Annotated in this window: 24 protein-coding genes; 10 read left to right on the top strand and 14 right to left on the bottom strand. The window is 68.9% G+C overall.

Annotation, left to right across the window (positions count from 1 at the left end; genetic code table 11):
• Positions 1-4 precede the first annotated feature (4 nt).
• Together NJ4_RS13605 and NJ4_RS13600 are read right to left on the bottom strand one after the other, a co-directional pair.
• Positions 5-850, bottom strand: coding sequence for an MlaE family ABC transporter permease (locus NJ4_RS13605; RefSeq protein WP_067435952.1), 846 nt, complete (start codon positions 848-850; stop codon positions 5-7).
• Positions 851-960: 110 nt separating this feature from the next.
• The gene (locus tag NJ4_RS13600; RefSeq protein ID WP_245644565.1) at positions 961-1,866 is read right to left on the bottom strand and encodes a DNA-3-methyladenine glycosylase family protein; all 906 of its coding nucleotides are present in this window, start codon (positions 1,864-1,866) and stop codon (positions 961-963) included.
• A 113-nt stretch (positions 1,867-1,979) separates the two neighbouring features.
• On the opposite strand from NJ4_RS13600, the gene NJ4_RS13595 reads away from it, so the two are divergent.
• Complete coding sequence (locus NJ4_RS13595) at positions 1,980-2,675, top strand: TetR/AcrR family transcriptional regulator (protein WP_067435946.1); 696 nt, start codon at positions 1,980-1,982, stop codon at positions 2,673-2,675.
• 101 nt (positions 2,676-2,776) lie between these two features.
• On the opposite strand, the gene NJ4_RS13590 is transcribed toward NJ4_RS13595, so the two are convergent.
• Positions 2,777-4,060 carry an acetyl-CoA C-acetyltransferase gene (locus NJ4_RS13590; protein WP_067435943.1) on the bottom strand — a complete coding sequence of 428 codons (1,284 nt, stop codon included), beginning with the start codon at positions 4,058-4,060 and terminating at the stop codon, positions 2,777-2,779.
• Between the two features lie 176 nt (positions 4,061-4,236).
• Between NJ4_RS13590 and NJ4_RS13585 the strand changes: the two genes are divergently transcribed.
• Positions 4,237-5,565, top strand: coding sequence for a 3-oxoacyl-ACP reductase (locus tag NJ4_RS13585; protein ID WP_067435940.1), 1,329 nt, complete (start codon positions 4,237-4,239; stop codon positions 5,563-5,565).
• Position 5,566: 1 nt separating this feature from the next.
• Complete coding sequence (locus tag NJ4_RS13580) at positions 5,567-6,448, top strand: MaoC family dehydratase (RefSeq protein WP_067435935.1); 882 nt, start codon at positions 5,567-5,569, stop codon at positions 6,446-6,448.
• A 63-nt stretch (positions 6,449-6,511) separates the two neighbouring features.
• Here NJ4_RS13580 and NJ4_RS13575 read toward each other — a convergent pair whose 3' ends face one another.
• The 3 genes from NJ4_RS13575 to NJ4_RS13565 all read right to left on the bottom strand — a co-directional run bounded on the left by NJ4_RS13575 (position 6,512) and on the right by NJ4_RS13565 (position 9,687).
• Positions 6,512-7,747, bottom strand: a complete 1,236-nt coding sequence (locus NJ4_RS13575) for a M23 family metallopeptidase (protein WP_169799260.1) — start codon at positions 7,745-7,747, stop codon at positions 6,512-6,514.
• 140 nt (positions 7,748-7,887) lie between these two features.
• Positions 7,888-8,757: an acyl-CoA thioesterase gene (locus NJ4_RS13570; RefSeq protein ID WP_067435923.1), complete on the bottom strand. Its 870-nt coding sequence runs from the start codon at positions 8,755-8,757 to the stop codon at positions 7,888-7,890.
• Positions 8,758-8,775: 18 nt separating this feature from the next.
• Entirely contained in the window at positions 8,776-9,687 is a 912-nt protein-coding gene (locus NJ4_RS13565; RefSeq protein ID WP_245644564.1) for a PAC2 family protein, read from the bottom strand.
• Positions 9,688-10,045: 358 nt separating this feature from the next.
• On the opposite strand from NJ4_RS13565, the gene NJ4_RS13560 reads away from it, so the two are divergent.
• Positions 10,046-10,792, top strand: coding sequence for a L,D-transpeptidase family protein (locus NJ4_RS13560; RefSeq protein ID WP_082748555.1), 747 nt, complete (start codon positions 10,046-10,048; stop codon positions 10,790-10,792).
• An 82-nt stretch (positions 10,793-10,874) separates the two neighbouring features.
• Here the strand turns inward: NJ4_RS13560 and NJ4_RS13555 are convergent, their stop codons facing one another.
• From NJ4_RS13555 to dxs, 3 genes are read right to left on the bottom strand one after another with little or no spacing between them, the layout of a single operon-like run.
• Positions 10,875-12,377: an amino acid permease gene (locus tag NJ4_RS13555; RefSeq protein ID WP_067435920.1), complete on the bottom strand. Its 1,503-nt coding sequence runs from the start codon at positions 12,375-12,377 to the stop codon at positions 10,875-10,877.
• A gap of 46 nt (positions 12,378-12,423) precedes the next feature.
• A complete protein-coding gene (locus NJ4_RS13550) occupies positions 12,424-13,686 on the bottom strand; it encodes a gluzincin family metallopeptidase (RefSeq protein ID WP_157551127.1) in 1,263 nt (420 codons plus the stop codon).
• 42 nt (positions 13,687-13,728) lie between these two features.
• Positions 13,729-15,633 carry a 1-deoxy-D-xylulose-5-phosphate synthase gene (gene dxs, locus NJ4_RS13545; RefSeq protein ID WP_067435913.1) on the bottom strand — a complete coding sequence of 635 codons (1,905 nt, stop codon included), beginning with the start codon at positions 15,631-15,633 and terminating at the stop codon, positions 13,729-13,731.
• 171 nt (positions 15,634-15,804) lie between these two features.
• On the opposite strand from dxs, the gene NJ4_RS13540 reads away from it, so the two are divergent.
• Positions 15,805-16,917 carry a hypothetical protein gene (locus NJ4_RS13540; RefSeq protein WP_067435910.1) on the top strand — a complete coding sequence of 371 codons (1,113 nt, stop codon included), beginning with the start codon at positions 15,805-15,807 and terminating at the stop codon, positions 16,915-16,917.
• Here the strand turns inward: NJ4_RS13540 and NJ4_RS13535 are convergent.
• The 5 genes from NJ4_RS13535 to NJ4_RS13515 all read right to left on the bottom strand — a co-directional run bounded on the left by NJ4_RS13535 (position 16,914) and on the right by NJ4_RS13515 (position 19,735).
• Complete coding sequence (locus NJ4_RS13535) at positions 16,914-17,840, bottom strand: SMP-30/gluconolactonase/LRE family protein (protein ID WP_067435907.1); 927 nt, start codon at positions 17,838-17,840, stop codon at positions 16,914-16,916. The two genes, NJ4_RS13540 and NJ4_RS13535, sit on opposite strands and share 4 nt — an antisense overlap.
• Entirely contained in the window at positions 17,837-18,283 is a 447-nt protein-coding gene (locus tag NJ4_RS13530) for an NUDIX domain-containing protein (protein WP_067435904.1), read from the bottom strand. Before NJ4_RS13530 ends, NJ4_RS13535 begins: the two co-directional genes overlap by 4 nt.
• Before the next feature lie 78 nt (positions 18,284-18,361).
• Positions 18,362-18,733, bottom strand: a complete 372-nt coding sequence (locus NJ4_RS13525) for a hypothetical protein (protein WP_067435901.1) — start codon at positions 18,731-18,733, stop codon at positions 18,362-18,364.
• A gap of 76 nt (positions 18,734-18,809) precedes the next feature.
• Positions 18,810-19,430 carry a DUF3105 domain-containing protein gene (locus NJ4_RS13520; protein WP_067435897.1) on the bottom strand — a complete coding sequence of 207 codons (621 nt, stop codon included), beginning with the start codon at positions 19,428-19,430 and terminating at the stop codon, positions 18,810-18,812.
• On the bottom strand, positions 19,430-19,735 hold the full coding sequence (locus tag NJ4_RS13515) for a thiamine-binding protein (RefSeq protein WP_067435894.1): 306 nt from the start codon (positions 19,733-19,735) through the stop codon (positions 19,430-19,432). Before NJ4_RS13515 ends, NJ4_RS13520 begins: the two co-directional genes overlap by 1 nt.
• Before the next feature lie 186 nt (positions 19,736-19,921).
• Here NJ4_RS13515 and NJ4_RS13510 point away from each other — a divergent pair, with 186 nt between their 5' ends.
• Genes NJ4_RS13510 through NJ4_RS13490 form a run of 5 tightly spaced genes read left to right on the top strand, consistent with a single transcriptional unit; the run spans position 19,922 to position 23,224 of the window.
• A complete protein-coding gene (locus NJ4_RS13510) occupies positions 19,922-20,158 on the top strand; it encodes a hypothetical protein (RefSeq protein WP_067435890.1) in 237 nt (78 codons plus the stop codon).
• Entirely contained in the window at positions 20,155-21,114 is a 960-nt protein-coding gene (locus tag NJ4_RS13505) for a hypothetical protein (RefSeq protein ID WP_067435887.1), read from the top strand. Before NJ4_RS13510 ends, NJ4_RS13505 begins: the two co-directional genes overlap by 4 nt.
• Before the next feature lie 57 nt (positions 21,115-21,171).
• A complete protein-coding gene (locus NJ4_RS13500; protein WP_067435884.1) occupies positions 21,172-21,858 on the top strand; it encodes an SDR family NAD(P)-dependent oxidoreductase in 687 nt (228 codons plus the stop codon).
• The gene (locus tag NJ4_RS13495; protein WP_067435881.1) at positions 21,855-22,889 is read left to right on the top strand and encodes an S-adenosylmethionine:tRNA ribosyltransferase-isomerase; all 1,035 of its coding nucleotides are present in this window, start codon (positions 21,855-21,857) and stop codon (positions 22,887-22,889) included. The genes NJ4_RS13500 and NJ4_RS13495 overlap by 4 nt, the downstream gene beginning before the upstream one ends.
• Positions 22,890-22,918: 29 nt before the next feature.
• Positions 22,919-23,224: an MmcQ/YjbR family DNA-binding protein gene (locus NJ4_RS13490; RefSeq protein WP_067435878.1), complete on the top strand. Its 306-nt coding sequence runs from the start codon at positions 22,919-22,921 to the stop codon at positions 23,222-23,224.
• Positions 23,225-23,352: the final 128 nt, after the last annotated feature.

Raw genomic sequence — 23,352 nt, 5'->3', positions numbered from 1 at the left:
CTCCTCACGCGATCCTGGCCGGAGCGAGCATGACGTAGGCCTGGGTCAGGGCCACGTTGACCATGGCCAGGGCGATGACGCTGATCACCACCGCCTCGTTCACCGCATCGGCCACCCCTTTGGCGCCACCGCTGGCAGTGAGCCCCTTGTGGCAGGCCACGATCGTGGCGATGAACCCGAAGATCAGGGCCTTGAAGCTGGCCAGGAACAGGTCGGTGGGCTGGGCGAAGGAGACGAACGCCGCGATGTAGGTGCCGGAGCTGACCTGACCACCGCCGACGTTGAGGATGTAGCCGGTGGTGATCGAGGTCGCGGCCACGATGATGTTGAGGAAGAAGGCGACGACCAGGGCTGCCACCACGCGCGGCGCCACGAGGCGCTGGACCGGGTTGATGCCCATCACCTTGAGTGCGTCGACCTCTTCGCGGATGGTGCGGGCACCGAGGTCGGAGGTGATCGCCGCACCGACTGCGCCGGCGATCATGATCGAGGTGACCAGAGGAGCGCCCTGACGCAGCACGCCGATGCCGTTGACCGCACCCGAGAACGACTGGGCACCGATCTGGGCCGCCACGCCGCCCACCTGGATGGAGACGATGATGCCGAACGGGATCGCCACCAGGATCGTGGGCAGGACCGAGACCCGCGCCATGAACCAGGCCTGGAGCAGGAACTCCGACCAGGAGAACTTGCGCGCGACCATGTCCTTGGCAGCACTGGTCGTCGCCTCGATGGCCAGGACGATCATCGCCCCCGCCGTCTCGATGCCCTTCCGGATCCGGCCACCCAGGTCTGATGCGACGCGTCCCGGCAACGAGCCGGAGACCCATCCACCTGCCTGCGATGCCATAGGTTCCCGCTCTCTGAGGTCGATCCGTCGTTGTGCCAACGCCTGAGCCGAAACGAAGTTACGCCAACTTGGACATGTAAGCCACTGACGTCTCACTGCTTGACGTAAACCTATCCAGGTAAATGACGCCGCGGCGCCATTCGCGGTCCCCGGCGTGGTCGATGTTGACCGTCCAGGGCGAGCAGCGCCTGCACACGGTGGCGATGCCCGCTCCACTCCCGAAGGATTTCGGCCAGACCGGTGTCGTCGACCGGAGCGCCCGTGAGTGCCCACCCGATGTCCTTGGCCACGTGGTAGTCCCCGAAGCTGACCGCATCGGGATCGCCGTGGGCCCGGACCCGCGTCTCCGCGCTGGTCCAGACTCCGATGCCGGGCACCGAACGCAGCCTCCGGTCGGCCTCGAGGCGGTCGAGTCCCGTGGTCCGCTCCAGCGCTCGCGCCACCCGGGCCGCACCGACGACCGTGCGGGAGCGGGCGCCGTCGACGTGCATCGCGAGCCACTCCCAGGACGGGATCTCCACCAGTCGTCGAGGAGTCGGCTGCAGCCACAGATCCTCGTGCGGGCCCGGCGCGCGTTCGCCGTACCGCCGCACCAGCCGCCTGAATCCGAGGAACGCCTCCTGGCCGGTGACCTTCTGCTCCAACACCGCAGGCAGCAACGCCTCCATCACCAACCCGGTGCGGCCGATCCGCCAGTGCGGGTGATTGCGCCGAGCCCGCTCGACCGCGGGATGACGCGCCTCGAACCCGGTCCAGTCGTCGTCCGCACCGAGCATGGAGGGCAGCATCTCGAGCAGCCAGGTCGCACCCGGACCCCATGTCGAGGCGCGGATGGCCGGCGTCCCCCGTCCCTGCTCCACCCGCAGGGTGCCGGGGCCCTCGGGAGTTCGGACCGCGCGCCAGTGTGCTCCGTCCGGTTCGATGCGGTACGTCGGGTCGCCGGCGCCACGTCGCGCCACAGCCAGGATCTGACCGACGGGGCACGGCCAGTCCGGACGCCACTCACGCTCCTGCACCGCCACAACCTATCGCCCACCCGGGCGTGCGGCCCGGCGCCGGGGCACCAACTTCGAGACAGCCGTCAACATGCTGTGCGACACCCAGTTACACGAACCCGTAGACTGCTTCCATGAGCAAGGAGACCACCGCCGAGGCACCGACGCGACGGACCGCCGCGGCCACCCGCCGTCGCAAGCGGGAGGCGGAGATCCTCGCCGCCACCCGGGCCCTCTTCGACGAGCGCGGAGTGCGCGACGTCCACATCGACGAGATCGCGAAGACGGTCGGCACCAACCGGGCCATCCTCTACCGCCACTTCTCCGGCAAGGAGGAGCTCTTCGCCCTCACCCTGGTCGGCTACCTCGACGAGCTGCGCGAGCGGATGGAGGCAGTCGTTGCCGCGGGTGGTCCGCCCCGCGCACGTCTCGCCGCCCTCGTCGAGTGCTTCGTCGACTTCGGCATCGAGTTCCCCGCCTTCGTCGACTGCGCCCAGGCGCTGATGCGCCGCCCCGGTCCCGAGCTGCTCGACGAGATCAGCGAGTCCGCACTGTTCCGGCTCGGCCGCGGCATCGCCGCCTGCCTGACGATGCTCAGCTCGACCCTGGACGAGGGGGTCGCCGACGGAGTCTTCGCCGTCGAGGACACCAACCTGCTGGCCAACCACATGTATGCGACCGGGTTCGGCGCACTGCAGCTGGCCCGTGTCGGCATGCTGATCAAGGAGCTGGCTCCCGGGATCCCGACCATCGCCCCGATCTCGGTCGACCAGGTACGCCGCTACCTGGTGGACACCAGCCTGGCCCTGGCCGGGAGCCCGATCCACTGAGCCTGGTTCGAGCCCGGCAGTTTCACAGGCCCGCCTGTGAAACTGCCCGATCGACACGAAACATCGTGTCGATCGGGCAGTAACGGACGGTCAGGTCAACCTCAGGGGCGCTCGAGGATCGCGACGACGCCCTGGCCACCGGCCGCACAGATCGAGATCAGGCCGCGGCCCGAGCCCTTCTGCGCAAGCAGCTTGGCGAGCACCGGAACGATCCGGCCGCCGGTCGCGGCGAACGGGTGCGCCGCGGCCAGCGAGGAGCCGTTCACGTTGAGCTTGCTGCGGTCGATCACGCCGAGCGGCTTGTCACGGCCGAGACGCTCCTTGCAGAACACCGGGTCCTCCCAGGCCTTGAGCGTGGAGAGCACCTGGGCCGCGAAGGCCTCGTGGATCTCGTAGTAGTCGAAGTCCTGCAGGGACAGGCCTTCGCGCTCGAGCATGTCGGAGACGGCGTACGCCGGGGCCATCAGCAGACCCTCGTCGCCACCGACGTAGTCGACGGCCGACGTCTCGTAGGCGGTGATGTAGGCGAGCACCGGAAGGTCTCGCTCCTTGGCCCACTCCTCCGAGGCGAGCAGTACGGCGGACGCGCCGTCACTGAGCGGCGTCGAGTTGCCCGCGGTCATTGTGGCGGCCTCGCCCTTGCCGAAGACCGGCTTGAGCTTGGCCAGCTTCTCGACCGTGGAGTCGGGACGCATGTGGTTGTCGCGCTCGACACCACGGAACGGGGTGACGAGGTCGTCCATGAAGCCCTCGTCCCAGGCACGGGCGAGGTTCTGGTGCGACGCGGCGGCGAGCTCGTCCTGGGCCTCGCGGGTGACACCCCACTCGAGCGCGGTCAGGGCCTGGTGGTCGCCCATCGAGAGGCCGGTGCGCGGCTCGATGTTCGCCGGCGGGAGGACGCCGATGTCGCCGGGCCGGATCGCGAGCAGCTTCTTGAGCTTCTCCTTGGTGTCCCGCTGCTGGTTGACCTTGATCAGCTTCTTGCGGAGCTTCTCGCTGATCGCGATCGGGGCGTCGGACGTGGTGTCGGACCCACCGGCAATGGCGGAGTCGATCTGACCCAGGGCGATCAGGTTCGCCACGGTGATCACGGCCTGCAGGCCGGTGCCGCAGGCGATCTGCATGTCCACGGCTGGCGTACGGGCGTTGAGCTTGGAGCCGAGCACGACCTCGCGGACCAGGTTGAAGTCACGCGAGTGCTTGATGACGGCGCCACCGACAACCATGCCGAGCTGCTCGCCCTCGAGGCCGAAGCGCTCGACCAGACCGTCGACGGCGGCGGTGAGCATCTCCTGGTTGGACGCCTCGGCGTAGACGGTGTTCGACCGGGCGAACGGAATCCGGTTGCCACCGATGATGGCCACGCGGCGGGTCTTGGCCTGCATGTGTCACTCCTGTTGGTTCGGGTCTGCCTATCCTTGCCGCTGAGGGCAAGCCAGGGAAAGCAATGAGTCAGAGATCACGAAAAGTGGACTCCGAGTTACACCTCTAGTTACATACGATGTCATCAGGCTCCTTGCGGGCCACCCCGACCCCAACGTCGACAAGGACGAGATCAACCATGAGCGACCGCTACCAGTCCTTCACCAAGTCCACCATCGGGAAGCTGGTGGTCAAGAACCTCGGCCTCCCGAACCCGGTCGAGCTCGACCGCTGGACCGAGGGTGCACCCCTGGTCGACGGCACCGTCGTCGTGGGTGGCGCCGGCCGGCTGGCCCTGACCGAGGCTCTGGACCGACTCGGCATCTCCAACACCGAGCAGGCCGAAGACAGTCAGAAGTACAAGGGCCTCGTCTTCGACGCCACTGGCCTGACCTCGTCGGCCGACCTGGTCGCACTCCAGCAGTTCTTCACCCCGCTGATGCGCAGCCTGGCCCCGTGCTCGCGCCTGGTCGTGCTGGGCACCGCGCCCGAACTGGTCAAGGACGGCGAGAAGGTCGCCCAGCGCGCGCTCGAGGGCTTCACCCGCTCGCTCGGCAAGGAGGTCGGCAAGGGCTCCACCGCCCAGCTCGTCTACGTCGCGCCCGGTGCCGAGAAGTCGATCGACTCCACTCTCGCGTTCCTGCTCTCCCCCAAGTCGGCCTACGTCTCGGGCCAGGTCGTCCGCATCGGCACCCAGGGCGAGAAGAAGGCCGTCGCGATCAGCGACTGGGAGCGCCCCCTGGCCGGCAAGATCGCGATCGTCACCGGCGCCAGCCGCGGCATCGGCGAGCAGATCGCCCGGGTGCTGCACCGTGACGGCGCCACCGTGCTCGGCATCGACGTGCCCCAGGCGGCCAGCGAGCTGCAGTCGGTGATGAAGGAGCTCAACGGCGACAGCCTGACCCTCGACATCACCCACGCCGACGCCCCGCAGCGCATCGCGCACTACGTCAAGGAGAACCACGGCGGTGTCGACATCGTCGTGCACAACGCCGGCATCACCCGCGACAAGAAGCTCGCCAACATGGCCGAGGACCGCTGGTCCTCGGTGATCGCGGTGAACCTGACCGCTCCCGAGCTGATCACCCGCGAGCTGCTCGCCGCGGGTGCGATCAACGACAACGGCCGCATCGTCGGCGTCGCCTCCATCGCAGGCATCGCCGGCAACGTGGGCCAGACCAACTATGCCGCCTCCAAGGCCGGCGTCATCGGCTTCGTGGACTCGCTCGCGGGAGAGCTGAAGAACGGCATCACGATCAACGCCGTGGCCCCCGGATTCATCATCACCGCGATGACCGCCGCGGTCCCCTTCGCCACCCGCGAGGTCGGCCAGCGCCTCAACGCGATGAGCCAGGGCGGCCTGCCGGTCGACGTCGCCGAGACCATCGCCTGGTACGCCAATCCGGCCTCCACCGCCGTCAACGGCAACGTGGTCCGCGTCTGCGGCCAGATGATGCTCGGTGCCTGAGATGGCCACCGAGGTGCGACACCTGTCCGGTTCCGCGGGCGGCGTGGGCAGCATGCTCCGCGCAGCCCTGCCGACCCTGCCCGTGGTCAACCAGCTGCCCGGTGTGAAGAAGACCAGTCGCGAGCTGCCCGATCTCGCCGTACGCCGTGACGACGTGCTCATCGAACGCGACCACGTGTCGGCGTACGCCGCGGTCTGCGGGTTCCCGGTCAAGGACACCGTGCCGGTCCCCTACTTGCACATGGTCGCCTTTCCGCTGCACATGGCGATCATGACCGACCAGGCGTTCCCGTTCCCGGCCATCGGCACGGTGCACCTGGAGAACCGGATCGCCCAGCTGCGCGCGGTCCGCATCGGCGAGACGGTCTCCGCGACCGCCAAGGCCGAGAACCTGCGAGCACACAGCAAGGGTCGCGTCTTCGACATGTCCGTCACCGTCGAGGCCGACGGAGAGACGGTCTGGGAGAGCACGTCGACCTACCTGCGCATCGGCAAGGGCGACAAGGAGAACGGGGAGAAGGGCACCGAGTTCAGCCCGGTCGAGCACGGCGCCGCCACCTGGCGTCTCGGCTCGGACCTCGGTCGGCGCTACGCCGCGGTCTCGGGTGACAGCAACCCGATCCACCTCCACCCGCTGACCGCGAAAGCCTTCGGCTTCCCGCGGCACATCGCCCACGGCATGTGGACCAAGGCGCGGGCCATCGCCGCGATCGAGAACCGTCTGCCCGACGCGGTCCAGGTCGAGGTCGGCTTCAAGAAGCCGATCTTCCTGCCCGGAACGGTGCAGTTCGGCTCCCGCCAGGACGTGAACGGCGTCGAGTTCGCGGTGACCAACCCGAAGTCGGGCGCCCCCCACCTGTTGGGTCGCACCACCGCACTCTGACCCCGGGTCGAGTGCTGAGCCGGCTGCTCCGGCAACCACTTCAGCACTCGACTCGGGTTCGACTCAGCGGCGGCGGCCGTAACGGAACGTCGTGAGCGATCGGGCGTCGGCCGTGGTCGCCGTGGTCGCGATCCGCTGGGTGAACGTCGCGGTCGAAGGCGTCCAGACGGCGAGATCGGTGCGCCCGTTGCCGTCCCAGTCCCCCGCGACCGGCAGGTCGCCGCGAGCGCCGAACGTGATGGCGCCCAACCACACGGTGCCCTCGTCGTCGACCTTGCGCAGCGTGAACCGCGACGTGGTCTGGTCATAGACACCCAGGTCGGTCACACCGTCACCGTCCCAGTCGCCCAGGACCGGCAGGTCGTTGGCATCGCCCAGGCGCACGCTCCTCGAGGAACCCGTCGCCGAGCGCAGCAGGAACGTCGACGTCGACGGGCGTCGTACGCCGACCTCCCAGGTGCCGTCGCCGTCCCAGTCCCCCGCGACCGGCTTGTCGGTCGCCGCTCCATACACGATCCGGGTGGTGCGGGAGCCGATCCTGAGCTGGAACGTGCGGGTCGCCGGTGTCCACACCCCGGGGTTCACCACCCCGTTGCCCTCCCAGTCACCGACCACTGGCTCGTCGGTCACCGTGCCCATCTGCTTGGCCAGGGTCGAGCCGTCAGGTCGCCTGATCAGGAACTGGCCGGCCTTGGCACGCCGATAGACGCCGAGGGACGCGGTGCGCCGGTTGAGCCACTTGCCCGCGACGGGCACGTCGACACAGTTGCTGGAGGCCAGCGAGGTGCCGAACCTGAACTGGAGACGGTGCAGGAACGGCTGCACCACCGTGCGTGACTTGCGCTCCTCGAAGTGCAGGTGGGCGCCGGTCGAGTTGCCGGTGGAGCCGACGGTACCGATCTGCATGCCCTGGTCGACGCGCTGGCCGACGGTCACCGTGATCGTGCGCAGGTGGGCGTACAACGAGTCCTCGCCGTTCCCGTGGTCGATGACCACCCAACGGCCGTAGCCGCTGTTGTCGACCTTGTCGGCCGTGGTGACCACGCCCGGAGCACTGGCCACCACCGGGTCGTCGATGTCGTCGGCCCGGTTCCAGTCGATCGCCAGGCTGCTCGGGCTGTGGTTGCGGCGGCTGGTGCCGGACCACGTCTGACCGCAGGGAAAGGGCATCTCGTAGTCGGTGACCAGGGTGACCTTGCGTGCCGACGGGTCCGCCGTGGCTGCCGATCCGACAGGGACCATGGCCAACCCGACCGCGAGCGCCGTCGCGCCGGCAAGGCCGATCGTTGTTCCGCGCACGTGCATTCGGTGACCTTCCACGAAGACATTCGTGGCCGGTCACACACGTCACAAGTGCAACACCAGATGCCTCCAGCCACAGGAGCGCTCAAACATAACCCGAGCACGGCGTGTCTGTCACGAATCACAACCGTGTAGTGCTATGCGGGGTCTCCGTGGTCGCGGATCAGACCCTCCTGGGCGACCGTGGCCACCAGGTCTCCGCTCTCGGTGAACACCCGGGCCAGGGCCAGGCCGCGACCACCCGATGCGGACGGCGAGTGCTGGTCGAAGAGCCACCACTCATCGGCACGGAACGGGCGGTGGAACCAGATCGTGTGGTCGAGGGAGGCCACCTGCATGCCGGGTGAGACGACGTACTTGTCGTGCGGGATCAACGCCGCCCCGATCAACGTCATGTCACTGGCATACGTGAAGGCGGCCTGGTGCTCGAGCGGGTCATCGGAGAGCCGTCCACCGATGCGCACCCACAGCTGTGCCCGTGCCGGCTCGGTGTCGTCCACCACGACGCCGCCCACGCGGGAGTTCCCGATGTAGCGGACGTCGATCGCGGCCCACTCGCGCTCCCACCCGTCGGAGTGCCCGGCGCCCCGCGCCCGGAACAGGTCGGCCAGCGGGCGGGTCTCGTCGGGCGCCGGCACCACCGGCATCACGTCCTGGTGCTCCAGACCCTCCTCCTCGACCTGGAAGTTGACCGACATCAGGTAGATCGGCCTGCCGTGCTGTCGACCGACGACACGGCGCGTCGCGAACGAGCGGCCGTCACGCAGGTTCTCCACGTCGTAGACGATCGGCACCGCGGTGTCGCCGGGCCGCAGGAAATAGGAGTGCAACGAATGGGCACGGAAGCGCTCGTCGACGGTCCTGGCTCCCGCGATCAGGGCCTGGGCCGCGACCTGGCCGCCGAAGACGCGCTGCAGCTCTGTGTCCGGCTGGCGGCCGCGGAAGAGATTGACGTCGATGTTCTCGATGTCGAGGAGCTCGCTGAGCTCCTCCGCCGATTTGGGCACCGGGTGAACCTCTCTTGGTCAGTTGGTTCCGTCCGGGCCCTCGAGCCCGGCCAAAAACTGCTCGAACTGCTCGCCGATCTCGTCGCCACTGGGAATCTCGCCGTCCTCGGCGAGCAGGCTGCTGCCGGCGTCCTCGGAGCGGGCGAAGGCGTCGTACTGCTGCTCGAGGCCCGCCACGATCTCGGCGACGTCGGAGTTGTCGGCCAGATAGGTCGCGATCTCCTGCTCCTTGTCGTCGGCGGCGATCTTGAGCGGGTCGAGGTCGAAGGACAGACCGGACGACTCCTCCACGCCCTCGAGCAGCCTGAGTGCGGCCACCGGGTAGTCGAACTGGGACAGGTAGTGGGGCACGTGTGCGACGTAGCCGGTCATGTCGTGGCCATGGTCCTTCAACCGGATCTCGAGCAGGGCCTGGGCCGAGGCCGGCACCCGGATCTCACCGAGCCAGGGATTGCGGCGGGTCAGCAGCTCGGTGCGGTTGGCGTGCTGGGTGACCGCGAGCGGTCGCGAGTGTGGCGCCGCCATCGGCACGGATCCCATGGCCACCACGAGATCGACGTCGAAGCGCTCGACCACCTCGCGCACCCCTTCGGTGAATCCTTCCCACCGTGTGTCGGGCTCGGGGCCGGCAAGCAGCAGGTAGGGCTGATCGACCGCGTCCCTCATCAGGCGGACGACGAGTCGCGGCGCGTCATAGTCCTCGTAGTGGTCGCGCACGAACGTGACCGCAGGACGCCGGGCTCGGTAGTCGTGGAAGACATCGATGTCGAAGGTGGCGACGACCGGACCGGTGCCGGCGAGGGCAAGGTGCTCCGCCGCCACGGACCCGGCGTTGCCGGCATCGAGGAACCCGTGGAGCGCCAGCACCATGGGTAGCCTGGTGCCGGGTTCGAGGCCGGGCACCTCGTCCACAACGTGTACCAACTTCACGGATATCCCTTCCCACAGCAACGGTCGTCTACGAGCCTAGTGGCGCAACGCCCTCCGCGGGCGATGTGTTCCTCGAACCGCACGTGCCCAGTGCCACACGTCACTCGTGGCGGACCGGTCGCCGACCTGCCACGATTCGCGGCGAACCATTCCGCGCCCCTGCGCTGCACCGGGCGGCGTACCTGATCGTCGGGGGCCGGCAGCGGCCACAGGACCTGCCCGACCTCGACGAGAAGGACCCGCCTTCCGCTCGGGGAGAACCTCTGACCTTCGGCAACCTTTCGGTCCCCCGGTGCGTCTCAAGGGGTGTCGGGCGTATTCGCCCGGCGCCCCTCACACGTTTCGGGAGACCACGACCATGAAGCAGCTCCTGGCAGTCCTGGCCCTGGCGATCGTCACCGCACTCGCTGGGCCCGCCCCGTCTCACGCGTCGAGCCTCTCCGCCTCGGGCACCGTCTCGGCCGACGCCCCTGCCCAGCCAGCCGCCGCGCTGACGGCCACCGAGCGCGCCCAGCGACGGCTCAACGCCCTCGGCTGCAGTGCCGGGCCGGTCGACGGCCAGGCTGGCAACTGGACAAGGTCAGCGATCATCCGCTTCCAGTCGCGTCACGGCTTCGCCCAGACCGGCACGCTCACCACGACCACCAGGACCAGGCTGTACGCCGACAACGCCCGCAGGTGCGACGTACGACCGGTGCCCGCGCGGTCCGGCACGGGTCGCCGCATCGTGATCAGCCAGAAGCAGAACTGGGTCTGGCTGGTCGGCCCGGCCGGCCGCACGATCGCCCAGGGTGGCATGATCGACAACGCCGGGGAGCTCGCCCGGGGCTCCTACGGAACCGGTTCCTACTGCGGTCGCGCTGCCCGGATCCGGTTGAACCGCAGCGGCTCCGTCTGGCTGGACAACTTCATCCGCTTCGCCGCGTGCGGGTTCGGCTTCCACCAGATTCCGCGGTCGATGTCGTCGGGCGCCCAGATCCACGCGGACTGGATGCTCGGCACCAACATGGCCGCCTCCCACGGCTGCATCCGGTTGAGCCGGGCGATGTCGTTCAAGGTCTGGGACTTCACGGCTGCGGGCCGTACGCCGGTCCGCGTCGTCTGAGACCGCGTCGCCCGAGACGACATCGTCCGAGACCGAGAGCTGACGCCCCGGCCCGCACGACGGGCAGCTGCGTCGTCGCCGTTCAGAGGTTCTCGGGTGCCGGGACCGGCGCCGTCTCTCCGGTGGCCACGCGACTGTTGCGTGCGCCGTACGCGAAGTAGACGACCAGACCGATCACCATCCAGACGCCGAACCTGACCCAGGTGCCACCGGTCAGGTTGAGCATCAGGTAGAGGCAGAGCAGGACGGCCAGGGTCGCCACCAGGGTGACCGCCGGCGTCCGGAACGAGCGCGGCAGGTCCGGGCGCTGGCGACGGAGCACGACGACACCGATGCTGACCAGGATGAAGGCGAACAGCGTGCCGATGCTGACCAGGTGGCCCAGGGTCTCGAAGGAGACGAAGCCCGACATGCCGGCGACCAGCACACCGGTGATCATCGTGACGCGGTACGGCGTTCCGTGGGTCGGGTGCACCTTGGCCAGTCCCTGGGGCAGCAGCCCGTCGCGGGCCATGGCGAAGGCGACCCGGGTCTGGCCCAGCATCAGGATCAGCACGACGACGGTGAGGCCGATGCAGGCGCCCACTGCGATCAGGTCGCCCATCCACGACATGTCGACGGCGTCGAAGGCCGTCGCGAGCGGCGCGGCATCCTTCGGATCGATCTCGGTGTAGGGCTGCATTCCGGTGATCACCAGACTGACCGCGATGTAGAGCCCGGTCACGATGGCGAGCGAGCCGAGGATGCCGATCGGCACGTCGCGCTGGGGGTTCCTGGTCTCCTCCGCGGTGGTGGCCACCACGTCGAAGCCGATGAAGGCGAAGAACACGATCGAGGCGCCGGCGATCATGCCAGCCACGCCGAAGACCGCCGGTTCGAGGTTGAACAGGCTGGTCACCAGGGGCAGATCCATGAACCCGCCCTTGGTCTCTCCCGGATCCTTGGACGCCGGAATGAACGGCGTGTAGTTCGAGACCTTGATGAAGCCGATGCCGACGATGATCACTGCGGCCACCACGACCAGCTTGATCGCAACGACGACCTGGTTGATCCGACTGGACAGCTTGATGCCCATGATCAGCACCCAGGCCACCAACAGGGAGATGACCACGGCGGGCAGGTTGACCACACCCGCGTCCGCGCTGGCGATCTGCTCGGGGATGGCGAACGGGGTGTCGGACAGGACGTTCTGGAGGTAGCCGGAGAAGCCGACGGCCAAGGCGGAGGCACCGACGGTGAACTCAAGCACGAGGTCCCAACCGATGATCCAGGCGACGAGCTCGCCCAGGGTGGCGTAGGAGAACGTGTAGGCACTACCGGCGACAGGCACGGTCGAGGCGAACTCGGCATAACACAGCGCCGCCAGGGCACATGCGACACCGGCGATCAGGAACGAGATCGCGATGGCGGGACCGGCATTGGAAGCGGCCACCTGCCCGGTGTAGACGAAGATTCCGGCACCGATGATCACGCCGACACCGAAGACGACCAGATCCAGAGCCCCGAGGTTCTTCTTCAGTCGGTGCTCCGGCTCATCGGTTTCGGCGATTGACTGCTCGACCGATTTGGTTCGAAAGACGTTCATGGCAGACCAACGTAGGCCGTCACAGGGCTCCGCGTCGATCGCGGAATCAGCCGAACGTGGCCAGGATCTTGCTCCCGGCCCCACGGGCCAGCTCACCGGAGTCGACGCCCAGAACCTCGCGGAGCACCGTGTCCTGGCCCGCTTCGCTCGTTCCCTGCCCACGACGCATCTCGTCGAAGAGTCGCCAGAGGGACTCCTCTCCCCACGTGCTCGCGATGTACTCGCAGACATACCAGGCCACCCCGTAGTTCGAGCCCGACTCGGGTCCGTTGAAGGTGGCGTCAGCCGGAAGCACGTCGAGCCCACGCCGAGCGACCTCCACCGCATCGCGCGAGATCATCCGGTCATAGGTCGCGATCGGTTGCACGGAGACGTACTCGGCAATGCCCTCCGACAGCCAGGTCGGCACGGAGTCGTCGCGCCGTCCGATCGCGACGTGCGTCAGCTCGTGCCGGATGAGACGGTCGCGGGTGGCGTCATTGCGGTAGATCATCCTCGGGTGGAGCATGAAGCGGGTGCTGGCCAGCTTGTGTGAACCCGGTCCGGCCCGCACCGGGAAGGCCACGCCGTCCAACCGGTCAGGGTCACCGCCGGGCAGGTTGTCGAGACTTCGCAGCACATCAATGTCTGAGAGTGCGTAGACCACCACCTTGCCGGACCACCTCAACGGCACCTCCTGGCTGACCACGGTGATGCCGTCCTCGACCGAGTCCATGATCTGGTAGGCCGCGTCCACGCTGTCCGGGTCGAAGATCCCGAGCACGTGCGGGGTCGACTCGACCTCGATCCGGCCCAGGTCCCAGGGAGCGGGGTCGATGTCGTTCTGCTGCTCCCAACGACGGTCTCGGACGCCGGCCAGGAGAATGCGGCCATCGTCGGTGCTGGTGAACGTGTAGCGGGCCGGGGTCTCGACCGGCACTGCGTCGAAGCCGCGCAACCGGAGCATCACGGAGATCGTCGCTCGCAGACGACCGTTGGCCGCCGGGGTCACAGCACCCGTCGGGACGACATACGCGAAGCGGCCCAGGGGCAGTTCGCGCAGGTTGTCGAAGTAGCGTGTCTGCGCCTTCACGAACGCGGTGCGGGTGGGGTCCACGTCGGCCAGGAAGGCAGTCCTGTCGCCGGCTCGCACCGCTGCGGCACGGCGCTGCAGCAGTTGCGTGATCGACGTGGCCTGATCCGCCGTCTCCGCCGACGCTGCCGCCTCCGGTTCGTCCCCTCCCCAGGAGCACCCGGTGAGTCCTGCCAGCAGCAGCACTCCCGCAATGAGCTGCGCGATTCCCTCCCGGAACCCGCTAGTGCTCATCACCGGGGGACCGTGGGCCGCACGACGAATCTTCGGTGAAGTTCACTACCGACCCCGGTCCGCATCGACCAAGGCTCTGCCATCGGTGACCGCCGTGATGTCCTCGACGATGCCCAGTGCGAGTGCCTGAGGTGTGAGCCCGATGCGCTCGAGGATGGCGCCGCGTTTGGCATGGTCGAGGAACTGCTGCGGGATCCCGCGGAGCCGGAACGGGGTATCGACGCCGGCCTCGTTGAGGGTCTGGAGCAACACCGCACCGCAGCCGCCGACGATCCCGTTGTCCTCGATGCTGACGACCAGACGATGCTCCTTGGCCAGCCCGACGATGGCCGGATCGACCGGCTTGACCCACCGCGGGTCGATCACGGTGACACCGATGCCCTGGGCCACGAGACGGTCCGCCACCTCGACGGCCGTGGTGCACATCGATCCGATGGCGACGATGAGCACGTCATGCTTGCCGGTGCGCACGAGGACGTCGGTGCCGCCGGCCGTGTCCAGTGCGGGGATGTCGTCGGGTGGCGGCCCCTTCGGGAAGCGCACCACCGTGGGCGCGTCGTCGACCTCGATCGCCTCGTTGAGCAGCTCGATCAACCGGGTCCGGTCACGCGGAGCCGCCACGCGCAGGCCGGGCACGACCTGCAGGATCGACATGTCCCACATGCCGTTGTGGCTGGCGCCGTCGTCACCGGTCACGCCGGAGCGGTCGAGCACGAAGGTCACGCCGCACCTGTGTAGTGCGACGTCCATCAGCACCTGGTCGAAGGCTCGGTTGAGGAAGGTCGCGTAGAGGGCGACCACGGGGTGCAGTCCGCCCATGGCCAGGCCGGCAGCCGAGGTGGCGGCATGTTGCTCGGCGATGCCGACGTCGAAGGTGCGGTCGGGGAACTCCTGCGCGAAGCGGTGCAGCCCGACCGGGTGCATCATCGCGGCGGTGATCGCCACGACGTCCTCGCGACGTCGGCCGATCTCCACCATCTCGTCGGCGAAGTAGTCGGTCCAGATGGGGGCCTTCGGCTTCTCCCTGCCGGTCTGGACGTCGAAGGGTCCGGGCGAGTGAAACTGGTCGGCCTCGTGTCGCACGGCCGGGTCGTAGCCCTCGCCCTTGCGGGTGATCGCGTGCACGATCACCGGACCACCGAAGCGCTTCGCATGGGCCAGAGCCTGCTCGACCGCAACCTGGTCATGGCCGTCGACCGGGCCGACGTACTTCAGGCCGAGGTCCTCGAAGAGGCCCTGCGGGGCCAGGGCGTCCTTCATGCCCTTCTTCATCGCGTGCAGGGCGTCGTACGCCGCCGGGCCGACGCCCGGGACCGCGTTCAGCCGTCTCTTGACCTGCTCGAGCACAGCCTCGTAGCGGGGATTCGTGCGCAGCGAGGTGAGGGCCGTGGCGAGCCCGCCGATGGTGGGTGTGTAGGAACGTTCGTTGTCGTTGACCACGATCACCAGACGACTGTCATGGGCGATCGCGATGTTGTTGAGGGCCTCCCACGCCATGCCCCCGGTGAGGGCTCCATCGCCGATGACCGCGACGACGTGGCGGTCCTCGCCGCGGATCCGGAAGGCCTTGGCCAGGCCGTCGGCGTAGGACAGCGCCGTCGAGGCGTGCGAGTTCTCGACCAGGTCGTGCTCGGACTCCGTCCGGCTCGGGTAGCCGCTGAGGCCGCCCTCCTTGCGCAAGGTGTCGAAGGCTCCGGCACGCCCTGTGACGAGCTTGTGCACGTAGGACTGGTGCCCGGTGTCGAAGACGACCTTGTCGTGAGGACTGTCGAAGACGCGGTGCATGGCGAGGGTCAGCTCGACCACCCCGAGATTGGGCCCGAGGTGACCGGTGTTCGTGGCCACGGTCCGGATCATCAGGTCACGGATCTCGTCGGCCAGCGCGGTGAGCTGATCGGTGGAGAGGTCACGCAGGTCACGCGGGGTCGTGATCGACTCCAGGTATCCCATGCGGGGGTCCTTACGTCTGTCGGCGATGTGGGCGCGGCACCCGGTCGACCGGGTTGCCCGACCGAGTCTAGTCGTGCCCGTGTCCAGGTGTGAGCCGGTCGGACCCGGGTAGTTTGACCCGGCCGGGTCCGGTCCGCAAACCCGGCCGACCCCCTGATTCTCGGAGGAACCATGCAGAAGCGCACGAAGGCCCTGATCGCGGGTGGCTGTGGAGTCGCTGTCGTCGGCGGCGGTGTCCTGGCCGTCGTTCTCCTGACCGGCCCCGGGAGTGCCTCGGCCGCCCTCGGGGTGCTCCCCGAGGACACCACGACGATCGAGTTCGTCGACCGCGACGCCTGGGCCGAACGCACGGGGCTCGACGACATCGGGCACGACTTCTCGGACCGGGACCTCGACCGATTCCGCTCGAAGGCCCGCGACAGCCTGGTCGCCACTCCGCTGGCCCAGTACCTCCAGGTCATGGAGGAGGCTCCGTTCAACGAGTTCGACGTCGACTGGTACGTCTCCGGCACCCGAGGGGAGAGCGAGGATGATGGTGACTACTGGGAGGTCTACCGGCTCGACGACGAGATCGACCTGGACGACGTCACCGACGACCTGGCCGATTCAGGCTACGAGAAGAGCTCGGTGGGCGGCCACGACCGGTTCACCGGTGGCCCCGACCTCGCCGACGTGAACGGCACCATGGCCGACCACTACCCGGGGACCTTCCTGGACGTCACCGTCATCGAGGACGAGCACCTGCTCGTGGTCAGTCGTGACCCCGGGCCCGTGGTCGACGTGGTGGACGGCGACGCGGACTCCCTGGCCGACAGCGACACGGTCCCCGACCTGTTCGCCGAAGCCGACCGCCCCGAGTTCGCCCATGTGGCCCTCGGCGACCGGGCCTGTCGACTCGGCAGGGCCGCCACCACGACAGACCCCGACGCCCTCGAGCAGCCGATGAAGGACACCGGAGCCGACCAGCTCGGCACCCCGGAGGCGTCCGCCTACTTCCTCGTGCCCGACGGCGACGACGTGGTCTCACAGTCGGTCCTCCTCTTCTCCTCCGGCGACGCGGCCGTGAGCGACGCGAAGGCGCGTGAGAAGTGGTTGCGCGACGGCACAGACCCCAGGACGTTGGAACCGCTGAGCGACTTCGTCGACGTGGACTCGGTCGAGGCCGACGGCTCCGCGGTCATCACCGAGGCGACGTTCCGCGATGAGAGGCTCGGCGCCCAGATGGCGTTCGAGAGCGGTGGCATCGTCGCCTGCAACCCGATCCCAGGCGCTCCGACCCCCTAGCGGAGGTCGACGTGGGCGATCGCCGGTTCGTGGAGGCTGCCCATCCACACCCGGCCCTCGTGCTCACGGACTCCGGTGACCATGTGGAAGTCGGGAGTGTCCGCGTCGACGTCGTGCACGAGCACCCCGCGGTCGTCGTACGCCTGGACGCGGACGGTGCGCTTCGGCTTGGGCTGCAGCGCCACGGGCACCTTGGTCACGGTCCGCCGCAGCCACAACGGGGCCTTCTGCAGGCGCTCGACGACCGGGTCGAGGGGTGAGGCGATGGTGACCCAGATCAGGCCGTCGCTGCCGCGGGCGATGTTGTCCGGGTAGCCCGGCAGGTCCTGCACCAGGTAGTCACGCCGACCGGCCCGCTCCCCCGTGAGCCAGTGGCGTACGACGGTGCGCGCGCCGGTCTCCGCGACCGCGACGAACGACTCGTCGGCCGCGAGGGCGACGCCGTTGGCGAAGGCGAGACCATCGAGCACCACCTCGAGCGTGCCGCTGCTGTCGAGTCGCAGCAGGCGTCCGGTGCGGGTGTCCTGGACGAAGTCGTCCTTCCACTGCTCGATGCCGAAGTGCGTCGAGCTGTCCGAGAACCAGATGTCTCCGTCGACCGTGACGGCCGCGTTGTTGCAGAAGACGAACGGCAGGCCGTCGACCGAGTCGGCCAGGGTCTCGAGGGACCCGGTGCGTGGGTCGACGCAGAGGAGTCCGGCGTGGGCATCGCAGACCAACAGCCGTCCGTCCGGGAGCAGCTCGATGCCAAGTGGCCGGCCCCCGGTCTCGGCCACCCGGGTGATCCGGCGGCCGTCGTGGGAGACACGGAACAGCATGCCGTCCGCGGTGCCGGTGAAGACGGCTCCCTCATCGGGGCCGGAGGTGCCCACCACGACGTCCTCGGCGCCGGGCCCGGGGACCTGGATCACGGTGATGCTCATGACAGCTCCTTCGCAGCGGTGCTCAGTCGGGCGTGGTCCGGGGAGGCCAGGAAGTCGGGCAGCACGAGTCCGGTGGCCGCGGTCAGGGGAAGAGAAGTGACGTCGTGTGGGTCGACGAAGACGATCCGCCGGCCCTCGTTGCAGGTGATGTCCGCGTCGGTGAGGGCGGTGGCCCCGACGAACAGGTGCATCACGTCGTCGGTTCCGTAGGCCTCGTGGTGCACGTGCACGTCGCGCCAGGCCACGACGTCGCCGACGGCGAGTGCGACACCTGTCTCTTCGACGAACTCACGCAGGGCACCGGCCAGCGGGTCCTCGGCACCTTCCAGGTGGCCGCCCGGAAAGCCCCAGCAGTCCGGATCGATCACCGGATGCTCGTCGCGCTCCTGCATCAGGATCCAGCCGCGGGCATCGACCAGCAGGACGCTCGAGAACTCATGCATGGTGGCGAGGCTACTGCTCCCCTCGACCGGCTGGCGTCCCGGGCGAAGGCGGCGAGTCGGGCCGGGTGAGGGGATCGGTCAGAGACGGGCCACGAATCGCCGACCGCGCAACGCGTCCTCCACGAGCGCCACCTCGCGTCGCAAGCGCAGCAACCGGGCCGACTCGCGGTGCCAGGTCTCGATGGCCGCCTCGACGACATCGGGATCCGTGACGTCGCGAAGCTCGGCGCGGGCCTCACTGAGGCCGCGGTCGCAGGCCACCTGGGCTCCGGCGACATGGAGCACGGCGAAGCGAGCCAGCACCACGATGTGGCGTCGCAACGTGGGGTAGCCGCGGTATTCGGGTGGGCAGACGTCGAGCAGCCAGTTCTCCGCACTGCGTTCCCAGAGTGGGGCCTCCGGTGGTCGGACGCGGGCCGGCCAACCCGGTGGTGGAACGTGCGCGGCCATGCCGCCAGACTACGCCTGTTCGATCACCTGTTCGAACGATCGGACGGAAAAGTGGCGGTCGAATGCGTCACGTCGATCAGGCGCCGGTGCCGGCGTCCTCGAACATCTCGACACCGCCGTGACAGCTCGCCATCGGCTCGGGCGAGGTGCTGCCGTCGCCGTACTTCTCGATGAAGAGGGCCAGCCGCGGGTCGTCGGGACCGTCGAGAGCCAGTTGGGCGTTCCAGACGGTCACCACCACGGGCGCCTCCTGGTCGCCGTACGGGGAGAGGATGCCCTCGTCCGGAAGCGCGTCGGCGAGCTGGTCGATCTCGTCGTCGGAAAGGGCCGGGTCGTAGGTGATCCAGACGGTTCCGTGCTCGAGCGCATGCACGGCGTTCTCCTCACGCACCTCACGGTCGTAGACGCCGCACTCGAGCCACACCTGGTCGTGGGGGCCACCAGTCGGCGGCGACTCGTCGTACTCGATCTCACCAGTCTCGTGGATCAGTCCCTCGGCCTGGAAGGTCTTCACCGCGGAGAGGTTCGCGGACTCCTCGTCGAAGTCCTGGTCGTGGACGCCGTTCGCCGGCCCCATCACTCCGGCCAGATCGTCACCGGATCCGGAGGAGTCATCGGCAAGGACCAGCGGGATCGCGACGGCGCCGAAGACCACCAGAACGGCAGCGATCGCGGCCAGCAGCAGGCGGCCAGCCATCACTGGTCCTCGGCCAGGGCGCGCTCGACCCGCTCCACCTTGGCGGTGAGCTGGCCGTCGTACCCGGGACGGATGTCGGCCTTGAGCACGAGACCGACGCGAGGCGACACCTCGGCGACGACGTCGACGGCGCGCTTGACGACCGCCATCACCTCGTCCCACTCACCCTCGATGTTGGTGAACATCGCGTTCGTCTCGTTGGGCAGGCCGGACTCGCGGACCACGCGCACGGCGGCAGCGACGGCCTCGGCCACGCCACCCGTCTCGTCGCCCGCCGTCGGAGAGATGCTGAACGCCACGATCATGACGTCAACCTACCCGTTCGTGCGGCCGCCACTCCCTTGGCTCCCTGATGCCCGAGGCCGTCCCCCGACCGGGGCAACCCTGCCGACGCGGGGCTCGACACCGAGTCCCGTGCCGGCGGATCTACCGCTCGTGCCCCCCGGCAACGAGTACCGTGAGCGGGCTTCGTCATCGAGGAGAGGACCACCATGGCATCGACCGATGTCTCCGCACTCGCCGAACGGCTCGGCACGAGCGTCGACGAGCTGGCCGCGTTCAGCGCCTGCAGTCCCGACGAGGTCGCGCACCTCGACATGCTGGTCGCGGCCGTATTCGCCGCCGAGGCGGAGGCCGTGGAGTCAGGCCTCCGGGCCACGCTCACCGCGGTCCCCCGGCCCCTGCGTGGCCGCGCCAAGGCCCTGCTCTTCCCCGGGGAGGACGCATGACGTCCCTCGCGAACCGCGTCGAGATCATCAAGCTGGCCGACGTCCTGAACGTCGCCGATGCCGAGCTCTCGGCGCTCGTCGAGGTGCCGCCCGCTGACATCAAGACCCTTCGCGTCGCGGTCGGCGAGGCGATCTTCCACCAGCACGAGTCCCGCTTCCGCCGCATCGCCAAGCTCGCCGGCGCCGTGCCGGCGCCCCTGAGCGCACGCATCGCACAGCTCGCCCTCTCCCCGCTGCTGGGCGCGCGCGTCGCTGCCGTGATGGAGCCGGACGTTGCGGTCAAGCTCGCGGGACACCTCAGCTCGACCTACCTCGCCGATCTCGCCACCGCGCTCGACCCTGTCCGCGCCGCGCCGATCCTGGGCCGTATTCCGTCGGCCACCGTTCTCGAGGTCGGCCGCACACTCGTCGAGCGCAAGGAGTACGTCGCCCTGGGCAGGTTCGTCTCGGTCATCGAGGCGGACACGGCGCTCGGGGTGGTGCGTGCCGCAACCGGCCGCGACCTGCTCCAGGTGGCGCTGTTCGCCGAGGATCTCGACGCGCTCGACACCTTGGTCCAGCGCATCGAGGACGAACGCCTCGTCGAGGCGATCCGGGCCGCCCATGCCGACGAGCTCTACGCCGACGCCGTCACCTTGGTCGCCTCAGTCTCGCCGGCCAGTCAGGAGCGACTGGTGCCGCTGATCACCGCCCTCGACGCGTCAGGACTCAACGCCTTCGCCCGCTCCCTGCACGACTATGACGCCTGGGATGCGGCGTTGCCCGCACTCGCGGGACTTGACGATGCGGCGCTGGGCGCCCTGGCGAACTGCGAGGCGACCCTGAGCCCGGGCATGTTGCCGCGCATGGTCGAGGTGGCGACCGAACTGGGCTTGAGCGACTTGGTCGACCGCCTTCCGGGCGTCCTTGACGCCGAGCACAAGAAAGCTGCCGGCAAGGCCTTGACTTCAACTTAACTTCAACTTGCAGGCTCGTGGTGTCCGATCACATCGATCAAGGAGATCCCGACCACCATGCCTGTCGCACTCATCACCGGTGCCTCCCGCGGACTCGGTCTCGCCCTGGCCGGCGAACTCGCCGACCGTGGATGGACCCTGGTCCTCGACGCACGCAACGACACCGACCTCCGGGCAGCCACGGCGACCCTGACCGGCGTCGACCATGTGGCCATCGCCGGGGACGTGTCAGACCCGGGACACCGCCTGGCGTTGCGGTCTGCCGTCCAAGCACTGGGCGGCGTCGACCTGCTGGCCAACAACGCCAGCACGCTCGGCGCCAGTCCACTCCCCCGGTTCGCCGATCTGGAGTCGGCCGTCTTCTCCCACGTGCTCGAGGTGAACCTGGTCGCGCCCCTGGCCCTCGTCCGCGACCTCCTGCCCTCACTGCGCGAGCGGCACGGCACCGTCCTCAACATCACCTCGGACGCCGCCGTCGAGGTCTACGAGGGCTGGGGCGGCTACGCCAGCGCCAAGGCCGGGCTCGAGCATGCGGGCAGGATCCTCGCCGTCGAGGAGCCCGACGTCCGGGTGCTGACGGTCGATCCCGGTGACATGCGCACGGCCATGCACCAGGCGGCGTTCCCCGGCGAGGACATCAGCGATCGCCCCCTGCCCACGACGGTGGCTCCCGCGTTGGTCTCCCTCCTCCTCGACGACGACGCCTCCGGCCGGCATCAGCTGAGTGTGGAGGTGGTCGCATGAGCGCCCAGCCCACCGAGCGATTCAACGTTCCGAGCAGCCACGAGGCCGCCGTACCACCCGAGCTTCGAGGCATCGCCCGGGACGCCGTACGGCTGGCCTCCGTGAGCAGTGCCAGGGTGCAGCACCTACGTGCCAGCGATCTCCCCGACCTGCTGCACCCCGGCGACCTGCTCGTGGTGAACACCAGCGCCACTCTGCCGGCCGCGGTCGACTTCCACCGACGCGGCCGAGACGCCGTCCTCCACGTCTCGACCGAGCTCGATGACGGCACCTGGGTGGTCGAGGTGCGCCGACCCGACCAACTGGGACCCGACCTGGTCTGCACCGACGAGGAGCTGCGTCTTCCCGGCGGCGTCCGTCTGCGGCTCCTGGGGCCGCATCCCGCGGGCCAGTCCCGGCTCTGGCGCGCGGCCCCGACGCCTCGGCTGGACCGGGCCGACTACCTGTGGGAGCAGGGACGGCCGATCCGCTACCCGTACGTCGAGGGCGCATGGCCGCTGTCGATGCTGCAGAACTCGTACGCCGAGCAGCCCGGGAGCGCCGAGATGCCCAGCGCGGGTCGACCACTGACCGCCGAGCTGTTGGTCAGGCTCATGGCCCGCGGCGTCGCGGTGGCTCCGATCGTGTTGCACACCGGCGTGTCCAGCCAGGAGGCTCACGAACCGCCGCAGCCGGAGCGGTTCATGGTGCCTGAGGCGACCGCGCGACTGGTGAACAGCACCCGGTCCGTCGGGCGACGCATCGTCGCGGTGGGCACGACCGTCGTACGAGCGCTGGAGACGGCCGGCTCCTCCGGACGCGTGGTGCCGACCGACGGCTGGACCTCGCTCGTGCTCGGACCCGATCGCCCAGCGCGCGTCGTCGACGGCCTGCTCAGCGGGTTGCACGAGCCCGAGGCCAGCCACCTCGATCTGCTCGAGGCGGTCGCCGGTCGCCCCTTGGTCGACGCCGGGTACGCCGCCGTCACCGAGACCGGCTCACCCGACTACCTCTGGCACGAGTTCGGCGACGTGATGCTGCTGCTCCCCTGATGGGGCGTGGGCGGCGTACGGTCGACGGCATGAATGCCGACACCGTCGCGGAGTTCCTCGAGTCACTGGCGCGGTGCCGGCGCAAGGGCACCGCTGAACGGCCGGCGTGGTACGTCGACAACCGATTGGTGGCACGACTCGAGGACAGGACGACCCTGACCATCCGGTGCGCTCCGTCGTTGCGCGAGGAGCTGACGGCCGCACACCCGGAGACGTTCGGGGTGCCGCCCGCGATGGAGGCGCACCACAAGGTGCAGGCCTCGCTGACCCATGGCAACGACATGGCGCTGCGGCGCGCCCTCGAGGCGGCGTACCGCATGCAGCGCAAGGCCTGACTCCCCCAGGAGCCCCAGGCGTTCACCGCAAGGGCGTCACGACATGCCGGTAGGCCCAGAGCTCGCTGGCGTCCAACGTGCGTGGCGCCTCGTCGGCCAGTTCACTCAGGCTATGCCGCAGATCGGTG

The sequence above is a fragment of the Nocardioides jensenii JCM 1364 = NBRC 14755 genome, assembly GCF_001552535.1.
Classification (GTDB): domain Bacteria; phylum Actinomycetota; class Actinomycetes; order Propionibacteriales; family Nocardioidaceae; genus Nocardioides; species Nocardioides jensenii.
The sequence above is the reverse complement of the archived record's forward strand: the minus strand, read 5'-3'. Positions and strand labels throughout refer to the sequence as shown.

Coding starts and splice junctions, on each gene's coding strand:
- NJ4_RS13605 (WP_067435952.1), bottom strand. CDS start 850: ATGGCATCGCAGGCAGGTGGATGGGTCTCCGGCTCGTTGCCGGGACGC.
- NJ4_RS13530 (WP_067435904.1), bottom strand. CDS start 18,283: ATGCATGAGTTCTCGAGCGTCCTGCTGGTCGATGCCCGCGGCTGGATC.
- NJ4_RS13595 (WP_067435946.1), top strand. CDS start 1,980: ATGAGCAAGGAGACCACCGCCGAGGCACCGACGCGACGGACCGCCGCG.
- dxs (WP_067435913.1), bottom strand. CDS start 15,633: ATGGGATACCTGGAGTCGATCACGACCCCGCGTGACCTGCGTGACCTC.
- NJ4_RS13560 (WP_082748555.1), top strand. CDS start 10,046: ATGAAGCAGCTCCTGGCAGTCCTGGCCCTGGCGATCGTCACCGCACTC.
- NJ4_RS13500 (WP_067435884.1), top strand. CDS start 21,172: ATGCCTGTCGCACTCATCACCGGTGCCTCCCGCGGACTCGGTCTCGCC.
- NJ4_RS13505 (WP_067435887.1), top strand. CDS start 20,155: ATGACGTCCCTCGCGAACCGCGTCGAGATCATCAAGCTGGCCGACGTC.
- NJ4_RS13525 (WP_067435901.1), bottom strand. CDS start 18,733: ATGGCCGCGCACGTTCCACCACCGGGTTGGCCGGCCCGCGTCCGACCA.
- NJ4_RS13585 (WP_067435940.1), top strand. CDS start 4,237: ATGAGCGACCGCTACCAGTCCTTCACCAAGTCCACCATCGGGAAGCTG.
- NJ4_RS13510 (WP_067435890.1), top strand. CDS start 19,922: ATGGCATCGACCGATGTCTCCGCACTCGCCGAACGGCTCGGCACGAGC.
- NJ4_RS13580 (WP_067435935.1), top strand. CDS start 5,567: ATGGCCACCGAGGTGCGACACCTGTCCGGTTCCGCGGGCGGCGTGGGC.
- NJ4_RS13520 (WP_067435897.1), bottom strand. CDS start 19,430: ATGGCTGGCCGCCTGCTGCTGGCCGCGATCGCTGCCGTTCTGGTGGTC.
- NJ4_RS13490 (WP_067435878.1), top strand. CDS start 22,919: ATGAATGCCGACACCGTCGCGGAGTTCCTCGAGTCACTGGCGCGGTGC.
- NJ4_RS13555 (WP_067435920.1), bottom strand. CDS start 12,377: ATGAACGTCTTTCGAACCAAATCGGTCGAGCAGTCAATCGCCGAAACC.
- NJ4_RS13590 (WP_067435943.1), bottom strand. CDS start 4,060: ATGCAGGCCAAGACCCGCCGCGTGGCCATCATCGGTGGCAACCGGATT.
- NJ4_RS13495 (WP_067435881.1), top strand. CDS start 21,855: ATGAGCGCCCAGCCCACCGAGCGATTCAACGTTCCGAGCAGCCACGAG.
- NJ4_RS13515 (WP_067435894.1), bottom strand. CDS start 19,735: ATGATCGTGGCGTTCAGCATCTCTCCGACGGCGGGCGACGAGACGGGT.
- NJ4_RS13535 (WP_067435907.1), bottom strand. CDS start 17,840: ATGAGCATCACCGTGATCCAGGTCCCCGGGCCCGGCGCCGAGGACGTC.
- NJ4_RS13540 (WP_067435910.1), top strand. CDS start 15,805: ATGCAGAAGCGCACGAAGGCCCTGATCGCGGGTGGCTGTGGAGTCGCT.